This is a genomic window from Coprobacter secundus subsp. similis (genome assembly GCF_015097275.1).
Classification (GTDB): Bacteria; Bacteroidota; Bacteroidia; order Bacteroidales; family Coprobacteraceae; genus Coprobacter; species Coprobacter secundus.
Genome location: NZ_AP023322.1, coordinates 2,940,719 through 2,954,085 on the forward strand (window position 1 = coordinate 2,940,719; position 13,367 = coordinate 2,954,085).

Here is a 13,367-nt window from a genome sequence, read left to right on the forward strand (position 1 = left end):
TTTCTGTTTTTAGAAGTTGACATTCAGGCCCATATTTACAGTTTTGACAATAGGATAAGGTTCGTAATTACCATCATTGTAAGTAGGTATTTCAGGGTCTTCGCCAGGGAATAGGTCACACCAGGTTACTAAATTGGTTCCATTGACATAGATACGAGCAGAGTCGAGACCAATCTTTTTTAATATTTTCCCTGAAAAAGTATATCCTATTTCTACATTTTTAAGTCGGAGATAACTGGCGTCGCGTATCCAAAGTGAAGAAGCTTGATAATTATGTTCCTGTGAGGCATTTGCTGATAAATGAGGAAATTTGATTTCATCTCCGTTTGCATAGCGTTCAGGAGTCCAACTATAGTCTTTCAGATAGTCGACTGCAGAACCGTCTTCTTGGAATCCGCGATTGCTTTTTTTGGAAGCACGGAATGATACGTGCGATGAGCCTTGGAATAATATTGAGAAATCAAAGCCTTTGATATCTCCACCTAATGAGATACCGTATGATATTTCCGGGAAATCGGAATATCCGATAGGTACTTGGTCGTATGTATTGATGATACCGTCACCGTTTACATCTTTATATTTGACATCTCCGGGTTGTATTTTATTGTTGTTGTACATTGATTCCGGACGGTTTATATCATTGACTTCTTCCCAAGTATTGTAAAATCCCTCAGCAATGTAACCGAAGTATTGATTTAAACGATGGCCTGTTCTTTTTTGATAAGCATATAGTTTATTGGATTCATCCATAAATATAATTTCGTTTCGAGCAAAAGTAAATATCCCTCTTAACCAATAATTGAAAGGTCCTATATGGTCTCGGAACGTAATCTCTCCATCAAAACCCTTATTTTCCATTTTCCCCATATTATAAGCCGGAAGGTTTGCTCCTACGATGTCGGGTATAGTACCTCGATTGGCTAAAATGTCATCCCGTTTTTCTTGGAAATAGTCTGCTGTTAATTTTATCCGGTCATTCCAAAGACTGAGGTCGATTCCTATATTCATTTTTTTAGCCCTTTCCCATGTCAAATCAGGATTCCCGATTTTTCCTTCTGAGGAAGTGGTGTATAAAGTATAGTTTTGCCCGACAGTACCAAACCAATATGCACAATTGTCGTTGTTGTTACCACTTGCCGAGTTGAAGACATAAGCAGTTGGACGATAAAGAAAACGTTCCCCACCGATTTTATCATTTCCAACTTCACCATATGATCCCCTAATTTTGATAAATGATACTGCATCGTTTTTAGGAAAGAAATTTTCTTCAGACAATACCCACCCTAAAGAGAATGCCGGGAAGAATCCGAAGCGTTTGCCAGCCCGAAAGTTTTCGGTACCATTATAGCCCATATTGAATTCTGCTAAGTATCGGTTGGCATAATCATAAGTGATACGTCCGACGATACCTTGGTAAGCATTCGGAATGAGGTAGGCAAGTCCTGGGTCATAATATTTACTTTGATTATATAAGATAAGTCCGCCTACAGAATGTTTGCCAAATGTTCTGGCATAATCAAATCCGGCTTCGATATATACTTTACGGTTTTTCCCAAATATCTCATTGGTTTCAAAGTTACCGTCTTGCCCTTGAGGGATGAAGATCGGATTGTTTTTGTCTCCGATTAGTTTATATGTAACCATATTTTTTACATATCTTATCGTGTGTGTATTATAATTTTGGTACGAAATCGTTGCGTGAGTGGATAATCCTTTTGTCAGGAAATCAAGTTTGTAGTTGAAGCGTACAGAACCATTTAATTGATTTCTATATTCGTGTAAATGGCCATGCCCGATTACTAACCCTTTGAGTGGGTTTTCTATAAAACCGTATTCTCCATCAAGATTTTCAATAATTTTTCCGTCAACTACGCCAGGACCAGATGTAGGTGGATGTGCAAAGGCATTAGCCAATATATAAGGGGTACTATCACTCGGACCTTTTCTATCTTCTAATTGGTCTGATATATTTAAGTTTACACTGAACCGGTCGGTTACTTGAAAGTCAAAATTAGTACGGAAATTATACCTATTATATCGAACTTGGGTATTGAATCCGTCTATCATGTCGGTATTATTGTAGAGCCCCTGTTGAGTAAAGGCCCCTACTGAAGCAAAATATTTTACTTTCTCAGTACCACCGGTGATATTGATATTGTGTTGAGTTTGAAGACTGTGTTTCCTGAAAATAAGGCCTATCCAATCTGTATCGGAATGGAATAGCGGATCAGAATGGTCTTTATATAACTGTATGTCTTCTTCTGAATATTTAGGAGTATAATTACCGGTAAGATAACCATCATAAGAAATCGCTTCATTGAAAGAGCGTGCATAATCGTATGCATTCATTTGTTTGCGAAGATTGGCAAAAGAGGAAAGAGCAAAGTTTGTCGAAAAACTTACTTTAGGCTTGGCAACTCGACCTCTTTTTGTCGTTATGAGGATGACTCCATTTGCTCCTCGTACTCCATATACGGCTGTTGCTGAAGCATCTTTCAATATGGATACATTTTCTATTTCATTTGGATCTATATTGTTGTAATTAGGTGTTTCGATTCCATCGACCATTACAAGAGGAGCTTGCAAATCTACATTATCATCGGTGGCAAATGAGCCGATACCTCTGATGCGGATAGTGGATTGGTCATTACCAGGTTCTCCACTTTTTTGTACGGCCAATAAACCGGGCATGCGTCCTACTAAAGCATTGCTGATATTGGCTTGTGAAGATTGTACTAATTCCTTAGTTTGTACCATTGAAACAGCTCCAGTAACTGTCGCTTTTTTCTGTTTGCCATAACCGACTACCACAACTTCGTCAATATTTACAGATTCTTCTTCCATTGTCACCGTAAGATTGGTTTTGTTGGCGATAGGTACAGTTTGCTGTTTCATGCCGATAAATGTAAAGACAAGGTTAGAAACGTTAGATGGAACAGTAAGTGTAAATTTTCCATCAATATCGGTAACTGTACCGACTTTGGTTCCTTTAACGGCGACTGATACTCCGGTGATAGGAATACCAGACTTGTCTAAAACTACACCGCTAATTTTTTTTCCAGATTGTGTGTTTTCCTGAGTTGATAACTGATTCTGTATTCCAGAAAAATCATCAGCAATGGCGATATCTGTAAAAAATGGCGCCATCACAAGTACCATTGTCAACAGAATATGCATGAGCTTACTCCTTGCATGGGACAAATGAACAGTTGTATCAATTTGCATAATTAAAATAGATTTAAATGTGTATTAGATTCTAAAAGAATTTTTGTGTTTTTTAATATGTCTTCTATAACATTGAGAAGAACTGTTTTTCATGGTGACATAATTGTACCGGTTTTATTTGTTCATTTACATATTTTGATTTTTGTCGGGATTATGATTTCGATATATGCAAATGTAAAGATGTATTATTTCAGTGACCGTTTAGTATGTAACAAAAAGCATACAAATATAACGGTGTTATGATTTGTGGATAATAATTTGTATATTTAGATTATATAAAATGTGATATTGAATATGGATTTTTCAGGATTATTGTTTTAACATATATTTAGAGGTGGTGTTATAATTGAGTCTTTATCCGATACATTTGGATTATAGTAAGGGATATGACTTTTTTAATTTTGTAGCAGAAGTTTCCGTTTGTTAGGAATGTTTAGACTAGCTGATTTTTTACTTTAAAATTTAAATGCAAATGAAGAACATGAAGTTTATTGCCTTGTTTTTGATTTTGATGATTCCTTGGGGTACTATGGCAGGAAAGCGTCAAATAAATATGGCTGATTTGGGTGTTACTCCACAGACACCAGACTGTACTCCCGCTATAGTAAAATGTTTACAAGAATGTAAGGATGACAAGAATGTCACCATACTGTTCGAAAAGGGAACATATCATTTTTTTCCAGATTTTGGAAAAGATAAGTACTGTTTTGTCAGTAATAATGATGAAGGTCTAAAAAGAACTATTTTTTTACTGGAGCAAGTGCAAAATATGACGATAGATGGTCAAGGGGCAAATTTTATTTTCCATGGGTTCTCAAATCCATTTGTTATATATGATTCGAAAAATGTTACATTTAAGAATTTTTCGATTGATTATGTTCGTCCTTTTCATAGTGAAGCTATTATAATACAGAATAATTCTGATGGGATAGATGTGATGATACCAGAAAGTTTTCCATATAGAATAAATAATGGAACGTTAGTATTTACAGATGGGAAGAGTAAAGAAGAACGACAAACGACGGTGAGCCGGGAGATTGTGTATCCTTATGGAAGTTTATTGGAATTTGATACCAATAAACGTGAAACTGCATTCATGGCTCGTGATTATTATTTGGGAAATACACCGTTAGTTGCAAAAGATTTAGGGAATAGAAAAGTCCGGTTATTTTTGAAAGATTTGAAAGGGACAGTAGGCAATACACTTGTATTTGCTTCTGCAAATCGAAATTATCCGGGATTTACAGTTTCTGATAGTGAGAATTTACGATTTGAAAATATAACTATATTTCATTCAGGCGGTATGGGTATTGTCGGGCAACGTACTCATAGTGTGATAGTAGAATCGTGTAAAGTGACCCCTTCAAACGGTCGTATGATTAGTTGTACTGCCGATGCTACACATTTTTCGAATTGTACAGGGAAAATAGAATTAAGTCATTGTATTTTTGAAAATCAAATGGATGATGCTACCAATATACATGGAATATATGTACAAATTGCACGTCAGGTAGCTCCAGATGAGGTATTTGTACAGTTAAAACATACACAGCAATTGGGTTTTGATTTTCTCCAAAAAGGGGTTCCTGTAGAATTTGTTCAAGGCTTGAGTCTGATAACAAAGGGAAATGCCATTGTTCTGGAGGCAGAACGTATCAATAAAGATTTTACACGAGTTAAGTTGTCAGAACCATTACCTGAGGGCATTAAGGTTGGGGACGCTATTGGTGAATTAAGGAAGTTTCCTGTAATACATATACATGATAACTATATAGGGAAAAATAGAGCTCGGGGTATGTTGCTGAATTGTAGGGGTAAAACAATTGTTGAAAATAATATATTTCACTCTCCAGGAGCTGCAATTTTGTTTGAAGGAGATGCCAACTTTTGGTTTGAACAAGGTGGTGTCAACGACTGTACCATACGGAACAATGTGTTTGATAACTGTCTGTTTGGTGTGTGGGGTGAGGCTATTATCGATGTGCAAGCCGGAATAAAAGAGCAGAGAGATGTCAGTCGATATAATAAAAATATAAAAGTTTATAATAATACATTCCGAGTATTTGATGATGTATATTTGTTGCATGCGTATGGTGTGGAGAATATGGAATGGAAAAATAATAAACGAGTAATGACCAATGATTATCCTTCGGTCAGACAACGGGATTCTCTATATAAGATTGAATATTGTGACGATATAAAAATTTCTGAACCATAAAGTAAAAAAGACAATTATGAAAATCCGAAAATTGAAATGTATTATAACTTTATTTATAATATCAATTGGAATGTTAGATTTTGCTTCGGCAAAAAACGTATTTGAAGGGAAGCCATATATAAATCCGCCTTATGTAACGGCAATATATCCTAATACCGATTTCGTATTTGCTATTCCTACTTCAGGAGAGCGCCCTATGACGTGGACTGTGTCTGGATTGCCCGAAGGTTTGTCTTATAATGATAGTGTTGGGATAATTCGGGGGAAAGTTATGGAAAGCGGAGAATATATTGTCCATATTACGGCACAAAACTTAAAAGGAAAAGATTCAAACACTTTGACTATCAAAGTAGGTAATGATTTGGCATTGACTCCGGTGATGGGGTGGAACAGTTGGAATACATTTGGACGTAATATTAATGAGCAGTTGATACTGGAAGTTGCAGATGCAATGGTTTCTTCCGGTATGCGTGATTTAGGATATAATTATGTTTGTATTGATGATTTTTGGCAGGAAGAGAAACGGGGGGAAGACGGTCGGATTAAAGTAAATAAAGAGAAATTTCCTAATGGACTTCGTCATGTAGCCGATTACTTGCATGAGAGAGGTTTACATTTGGGCGTTTATTCGGATGCTTCTGATAAAACATGCGGAGGTGTGTGTGGCAGTTATGGTTATGAAGAATCAGATGCAAAGGATATGGCTTCATGGGGTGTAGATCTTTTGAAATATGACTATTGTGGAGCTCCTTCTGACCGAACAACAGCGATAAAAAGATATACAGCTATGAGTAAGGCTTTGAAAAAGACAAATCGCTCTATTGTTTTTTCAATTTGTGAATGGGGAGGGCGAGAACCTTGGTTATGGGCTAAATCTGTTGGTGGTCACTATTGGCGAACGACTGGAGATATTATGGATAATTGGACTCGGCCGGAATTTAACGGCATTATAGATATTGTGGCATTGAATGGGCGTTTGGCAGAATATGCAGGACCAGGAGGGTGGAATGATCCGGATATGCTTGTCGTTGGGATATCGGGGCGGAGTGAAAATATAAACTATGGAGCCGAGAGTTATGGTTGTACGAATGATGAGTATCGTACACATATGAGTCTTTGGTGTATGATGGCTTCTCCTTTATTGTGTGGAAATGATATACGTAATATGTCTCAGAAGACAAAAGATATTTTGTTAAATCCAGAGATTATAGCTATAAATCAGGACCGGTTGGGAGAACAAGGACGAATCATTCATCGCAATAGTCAATGTGTTGTATGGAAGAAAAATCTTTCGGAAGGTATAGCTATAGCAATATGTAATTTGGTGGATAGTCGGTCTACTGTGAAATTGGATTTTGATGCGCTGGGGATTCCGGTAAGAGAGTTATTGCGTGATGTATGGAGTCATAAGGATTTGAAACTTCAAAAAATATTGGATTTAGATATTGCGCCACATGGCTGTGAAGTATTTGTGGTGAAATGATAGAGTTTGTGAGAAATTTGAAAAACAGAAAAGCCTTTCAATATTTTGAAAAGCTTTTCTGTTTGTTGTCTCACCAGGATTCGAACCTAGACAGGCAGAACCAAAAACTGCAGTGCTACCATTACACCATGAGACAATCCTTTGTTGCTTGGGGTGTTCCCAAAAGCGATGCAAATATAGCAGAATATTTAATTACTGCCAAATTTTAAGCAGTTATTTTGCAATCAATAGGAAATAATTTTTTTTGCCACGTTGTACAATAAGGTATTTGCTATTTAATAAATAACTGTCATTTATTTCTTTATCGAATTCGATGAGTTTTTCTTTATTGATAGAAACACCTCCTCCTTGTGTAGTTTTTCTCATTTCTCCTTTTGATGGGAATATTGTAGCTTTCTCGGTAAAAAGCTCGACCGCTTTTATTCCTTTACTTAATTCTTCCTTGGAGATTTCAAATTGAGGAACGCCTTCAAAAACGGCAAGTAAAGTGTCTTCATCTAATTTTTTCAATTGTTCTGATGTGGAGTTGCCAAATAATATGCTTGAAGCTTCTACTGCAGCTTCATAATCGGCTTCGGAATGAACCATTATTGTTATTTCTTTAGCCAGCCGTTTTTGGAGCGGACGTAAATGAGGTGCAGCATTCTGTTCCGTAACAAGAGCTTCTATCTCTTCTCGGCTGAGAGATGTAAATATTTTGATATAACGTTCGGCGTCAGCATCACTTACATTGACCCAGAATTGATAAAATTTATAGGGAGATGTATAACGAGGATCTAACCATATATTACCTGATTCTGTTTTTCCGAATTTTCCACCATCAGCTTTTGTTATTAATGGGCATGTCAAGGCAAATGCTTCACCTCCAGTAGTTCGGCGTATAAGTTCAGTTCCCGTTGTTATGTTTCCCCATTGATCGGAACCTCCCATTTGTAATTTGCAGTTTTTGGTTTTGTTCAAGTATAGGAAGTCATATCCTTGTACAAGCTGATATGAGAATTCAGTAAAAGATAACCCGTTACTGTTTTCTCCGTTCAGACGTTTTTTTACTGAATCTTTGGCCATCATATAATTGACGGTAATATATTTACCAACATCACGGATAAAGTCAAGAAATGTGAAATTTTTCATCCAATCATAGTTGTTGACCAATTCTGCAGCATTGGGTGCATCAGATTCAAAATCCAAAAATTTGGATAGTTGTTTCTTGATTGCTTCCTGATTGTGGCGTAGAGTTTTTTCATCGAGGAGATTCCGTTCTTGTGATTTCATCGAAGGGTCTCCAATCATTCCGGTTGCACCTCCGACGAGTGCGATGGGCTTATGTCCTGCCCGTTGAAAATGTTTCAATATCATTACGCTTACAAGATGCCCGATATGTAGTGAGTCGGCAGTCGGATCGATACCGACATAGGCTGTAGTCATTTCTTTTTGCAATTGTTCTTCAGTGCCGGGCATTATATCATGGATCATGCCTCTCCATTTAAGCTCTTCTACGAAATTCATCTTCTCATATTTTTATAATAATTTCTACTTATCTTCTGTGATGGACAAAGGTAAATAATTTTATACAGAAACACTAAGAGCCTGTTTAAATTTTATCTGTTTCAAAGATTATTCTTTATTTGCATTGAAAAATCTGCCGAAAGTTTTTACGGATTTGTTCTTTTAATATTTCTGGTTTGATTTTCCATATGTTGGATATTTGAGTATAGACATCTTGAATCGAGACTTTTGAATCGTCTGTCTCTACTAATATGTGATTTGAAGCCATGACTTCCGGTAACTTTTGAGGACAATGCATACTAACGGAAATATGCAATCCATGTTTTAATAAAGATTCTGCCAATTGAGATTTTCCTCGAAATCCATGAATGATCCATGGTTGGGATGGTTTTAGTTTATTATGTAAATCGATAATTTCATTCCACGCTTTTACACAATGTATGATAACAGGCTTCTTCAATGTTTCGGAAAGTCCTATTTGTAGTCGGAAAAGTTGTATTTGTTTTTCTATCGAAGTGGTCGTTAATGTATCGATACCGCACTCTCCTATGGCAATAATTTCGGGACGGTTTAAAAGTTCTTTCATTTCCTTAATTATTTGCGGCCAGATTGTAGTTTCCGGAATATACCATGGATGTACACCTAAGGAATAGAATTTATTTTCTTTAATATCCGGAACCTGAGATTCTTTTTTGAATAGGATGTTTACTATTTCTTGCACCTTAGGATCGTTGCTTTCTTTATGTGTATGTATATTATAATATTTCATAATTCATTTGCCTTTAAGGAACAGGATCATATCCGCTGCCTCCCCAAGGATGGCAGTGTAATATACGTTTTATAGCTAAATATGTGCCTTTAAGTGGGCCATATTTTTTTATAGCTTGTATGGCATATTCCGAACAAGTTGGAACGAATCGACAGGTTGGCGGTTTTAACGGAGATATACAGGCCCGATAAAAATAAATAGGAATTAGTAGTATCCAAGAAAAGAACTTTTTCATTAGATTTTATCCGTTTTTGTATCAGTATCTGTCAAATTAATTTCTTTATTGAGGCGAACCAGTAATTCTTTCATTTTTTTTTCTATGACAGAGTAATCGTGAAGTTCATTACTAATATATAGAAAAGCAATATTTAGTGTGTGATTATTGGGTAGATTATGTAAGAGTGTGTCTTTGTTGAGACGATAGGCTTCTCGTGTTCGACGACGAAGCAAATTTCGCTTGACAGCTCGTTTAAATCTTTTTTTGGGAATGCTGATTAAGATAGAAGCTTTGGAACTGGAGTTCGAATCAGAAAACTTATAAACAATTCGGAATGGATATATGACGAAAGATTCACCGGAAGTAAATAATTTGTCAATATCATTTTTGCTACGTAATCGTTCGTTTTTTTTTAGACTGAAATTCCTCATTTTTTATATAATGAAATTCTCCCGAAAGCTTTGGTGCAAATATACGAAATATCTGTCGCAATGCTTTCGGGAGAATTAACTTTAAGAACAAATTTATAGTTTCAATAGTATTTTTGAAACCTATTTTAGTGTAACCTATTTGTTTTTTGAGGCCTTGCTGATTTCTTTGAAATAAAGTTCAAGGGCTGCTGTCATAGATGGAGCTTCTGGGCGTGGAGCTTCGACGTCGAGCCTTAATCCAGCGTCACGGACAGCTTTGGCTGTCGTTGGGCCGAAACATCCGATTTTGATTTCTTTTTGATCAAAGTTCGGAAAATTTTTTAATAATGAATTGATTCCGGAAGGACTGAAAAATACCAGCATATCATAATCGAATTTTTCTTCTGGGGTAAAATCATTACTTACCGTACGATACATGACCGCCTTAGTATAATTGATTTTATTTTTGTCAAGTAGAGCTGTATGCTCTTCGTTATGAACGTCTGAAACGGGAAAAAGATATTTCTCGTCCGAGTGCTTTACCAAAGATGGAATTAAATCGTCTAATTTACCGGAATTTCCAAAAAATATTTTACGTTTCCGGTATACGATATATTTTTGTAAATACAAAGCAACTGATTCAGTCACGCAAAAATATTTCATTGTGTCAGGGATGGTGACGCGTAATCCTTCGCACAATTTGAAAAAATGGTCAATTGCTGTGCGTGCTGTAAAAATTACAGCAGTATATTCCGGTATGGAAATTTTTTGCTGTCTGAACTCTTTAGGTGATAATCCTTCCACTTTGATAAATGGACGAAATTCAATATTCACCCCATATTTTTCTGCAATATCAAAATAGGGAGACTTCTCTGATGCCGGTTTCGGTTGAGAAACGAGAACTTTCTTGATCTTCAAAGCTAAAGCGTTTTTTTAAATTCTATATAATATTGTATAATATCACTGTCCCTTTAAATAATAAAATTAAAGGTGTGATTTCAAGGGCGCAAAGGTACAAAATAAAGTACAGTATTCCATAAATATCTCTCAAAAAAATCTTAATGCTTTTATAAATAAAGATAATACGGGAAAAAATATATAACACGACTGCAATCCAAAGAGCATCTGATGAAAGGTGGGGAATATAAATCATAACAAATACTATGGGAAATAAAAATATACCCAATAAGGAATTAATAGATATATATCCGTTTATCCATTTGGTTTCACTATTGTAGTCAGTGAAAATGCTTCCTAAAAGAAGATAAACAAGGAGCTGTAAAAAATAGTATATTGATGTGCACCCGATAGCAATGCCTGCATGTATTAATGATGTCTCGGGCTCTTGTTGTGGTTGGTTTATTTGGATTAGAAAAGCTAAAATAATACCTTCGAGTATGAGTGTGAGAATTTGGAGAAAGAAGCGAAGTCTGGATTCGGTCATGGTAATGCCAGAAAACGAATTATCACTTTCTTTTATACTAAAAAGAGAAGATAACATTTGTGATACCAACCGTACTCCAGAGCGAAAAGATGTGGCCACTAATAAAAAGGAGATGGCCAATATCAAGGTAATTCCATTATTGATACCTAAACTTGCAGGGCGAGGAGTTCCCGCTATGCCTTTTGGAATGATAAGCGTCGCTTCTTTATAATCGGTTATTGGATTGGTTACTGGTGCTGGGCAACTTTTGGCAAGACCGTATATGTACTTGGGTGTGAATGTGACAGTATCTTTAGGGATATAGTGATGCACAGACTCATATTGCAAACTATCTTGTTTAGGTATGATAGAATCGTAATCTTGCAATGTTTGGTCGATATGTAGGCTATCGGTTGTGGTCATTTATATCGCTGCAAATTTACGAACACTGCCGGTCCATTCATAGGCTTCATATAGTGCACTAATTGCCTCTTTGGGAGTATTTGCTATTTCCCACATACGGGCATGTTCTGTTCTCATAAAGGATTGAGAAATTGCTTTATTGAGCAGTTCTATCAGTGGGTCATAATATTTATTAATATTGAGTATCACGATAGGATTCATATAGAGTCCAAGTTGTTTCCAGGTTATGATTTCAAGTAACTCTTCCATTGTGCCGCAACCTCCGGGCATTGCTATAACCGCATCGGAAAGCGCAGCCATAGTTTGCTTTCTCTCATGCATATTTTCGGTAATTTTTATTTGGGTCAATTTTTTATGAGCCCATCCTTCTTCGTACATGAAGCGAGGTATGATACCTGTAACCTCTCCTCCGGAAGCCAATACGCTATTGGCTAATGTACCCATAAGCCCTTGATTTCCGGCGCCATAAATGCACTTAATTTCTTGATTGGCCAATAGTTTTCCGAGTTCTTGTGCTGCAGAAAAATAAATTTCTGGAACTTGTGAGCTCGAAGCACAATATACGCATACCGATTTTATCTTTTTCATTTTCACTTATTTAATGGGTGCAAAATTAAATTTTTCTTTAGAAAGTTAGAATAAATTGTATCGTTAAAATTATAACCATCCCGCAGTTTTGTACCAAGAGATACATTCTTCTACTCCTTTTTCCAAAGGGTAGTCGGCAGTAAATCCTAACTCTTTTTGCAATGCAGAAATATCACAAATCCAGTTTCGTTGTTTCATAATACGATATTTGTCTGGATTTAGCGTACTTGTTTTGCCTATAAGGGACGCACAAAAAGCAACGGAATAAGAAACGATTTTTAATACCCATAGCGGAAGGCGTAGTGGTAATATAAAATGTTTTTTTAGTGCTTTGGCTACGTATTTACGGAAATCTGAAGATGTATACACTGCTCCATCTGAAATAAAATAACTTTTTTGTTTGACCCCTTTATCAATCGCCAAAAACATGATTTTTACAAGGTCTTTTACATATATGAATGTAAGTGCTTGAGGTTTATAGCCAACAGAAAAATCAATTCCCCATTTTATAGATTTTATCATAAGAAAATAGTCTTTTTCCCTAGGACCATATACACCTGTTGGCCTTAATATTACATAAGGAAACCCAGGGAGAGATTGTAAATGCAGTTCTGCTTTCAATTTGCTTTTTCCATATAACGTTTCTGGTTTGGGCATATCGGTGGGGCATATAGGAGCATAGCTCTCTTCATTACCGGCGCCCCATGCGCCCAAACTGCTCATCATAATAAATTGTTCGGGTACTGTATCTGTTTCGATAAGAGTTTCAGTAAATATTTTGACAAGGCCGTAATTGATTTTGTCAAAATCTTCAGGGTGTCTGCATTTTGTTGCTCCTAAATTCCAAATAATATAGTCCCACTTGCCGAAAGTATTTTTTTTCTCTAATAATTGCTTTTTTAAATTGCTCTTATTGCTGTATTGTAAATCTATAAAATGTATACGATTATCTTGCAAATATTCACGGTTGGTGGAATTTCGTATTCCTGCCCATGTATCGTAATTTCGAGCTAGTGCCTCTTCTACAATAAAACTACCGATGAATCCTCCGGCTCCTGTAATTAAAATTTTTTTTCTCATATCATCTTTTTCGATAATACAAAAG

The 13,367-nt window shown here is 36.1% G+C and carries 11 protein-coding genes; 2 read left to right on the forward strand and 9 right to left on the reverse strand.

From position 1 onward, the window contains the following. Window positions 1-9: 9 nt before the first annotated feature. The gene (locus Cop2CBH44_RS11675; RefSeq protein ID WP_246469115.1) at window positions 10-3,225 is read right to left on the reverse strand and encodes a SusC/RagA family TonB-linked outer membrane protein; all 3,216 of its coding nucleotides are present in this window, start codon (window positions 3,223-3,225) and stop codon (window positions 10-12) included. Between the two features lie 472 nt (window positions 3,226-3,697). Between Cop2CBH44_RS11675 and Cop2CBH44_RS11680 the strand changes: the two genes are divergently transcribed. After that, window positions 3,698-5,443, forward strand: a complete 1,746-nt coding sequence (locus Cop2CBH44_RS11680; RefSeq protein ID WP_200754873.1) for an alpha-1,3-galactosidase-related protein — start codon at window positions 3,698-3,700, stop codon at window positions 5,441-5,443. Between the two features lie 16 nt (window positions 5,444-5,459). Further along, complete coding sequence (locus Cop2CBH44_RS11685) at window positions 5,460-6,926, forward strand: putative Ig domain-containing protein (RefSeq protein WP_246469116.1); 1,467 nt, start codon at window positions 5,460-5,462, stop codon at window positions 6,924-6,926. 213 nt (window positions 6,927-7,139) lie between these two features. Here Cop2CBH44_RS11685 and tyrS read toward each other — a convergent pair whose 3' ends face one another. The 8 genes from tyrS to Cop2CBH44_RS11725 form a co-directional block, all read right to left on the reverse strand. After that, window positions 7,140-8,432 carry a tyrosine--tRNA ligase gene (gene tyrS, locus Cop2CBH44_RS11690; RefSeq protein ID WP_200754874.1) on the reverse strand — a complete coding sequence of 431 codons (1,293 nt, stop codon included), beginning with the start codon at window positions 8,430-8,432 and terminating at the stop codon, window positions 7,140-7,142. A 115-nt stretch (window positions 8,433-8,547) separates the two neighbouring features. Then, the gene (locus Cop2CBH44_RS11695; RefSeq protein WP_021931647.1) at window positions 8,548-9,201 is read right to left on the reverse strand and encodes a TatD family hydrolase; all 654 of its coding nucleotides are present in this window, start codon (window positions 9,199-9,201) and stop codon (window positions 8,548-8,550) included. 13 nt (window positions 9,202-9,214) lie between these two features. After that, entirely contained in the window at window positions 9,215-9,436 is a 222-nt protein-coding gene (gene yidD, locus Cop2CBH44_RS11700; protein ID WP_200754875.1) for a membrane protein insertion efficiency factor YidD, read from the reverse strand. Beyond that, window positions 9,436-9,849, reverse strand: a complete 414-nt coding sequence (gene rnpA, locus Cop2CBH44_RS11705) for a ribonuclease P protein component (RefSeq protein ID WP_021931645.1) — start codon at window positions 9,847-9,849, stop codon at window positions 9,436-9,438. Before rnpA ends, yidD begins: the two co-directional genes overlap by 1 nt. 135 nt (window positions 9,850-9,984) lie before the next feature. Then, window positions 9,985-10,746 (reverse strand): uroporphyrinogen-III synthase, encoded by a 762-nt coding sequence (locus Cop2CBH44_RS11710; RefSeq protein ID WP_200754876.1) that lies wholly within the window; start codon window positions 10,744-10,746, stop codon window positions 9,985-9,987. Between the two features lie 22 nt (window positions 10,747-10,768). After that, window positions 10,769-11,674: a DUF4271 domain-containing protein gene (locus Cop2CBH44_RS11715; RefSeq protein ID WP_200754877.1), complete on the reverse strand. Its 906-nt coding sequence runs from the start codon at window positions 11,672-11,674 to the stop codon at window positions 10,769-10,771. Next, window positions 11,675-12,262, reverse strand: coding sequence for an LOG family protein (locus tag Cop2CBH44_RS11720; RefSeq protein WP_200754878.1), 588 nt, complete (start codon window positions 12,260-12,262; stop codon window positions 11,675-11,677). 69 nt (window positions 12,263-12,331) lie between these two features. Next, a complete protein-coding gene (locus Cop2CBH44_RS11725) occupies window positions 12,332-13,342 on the reverse strand; it encodes an NAD-dependent epimerase/dehydratase family protein (protein ID WP_021931641.1) in 1,011 nt (336 codons plus the stop codon). Between the last annotated feature and the right edge of the window lie 25 nt (window positions 13,343-13,367).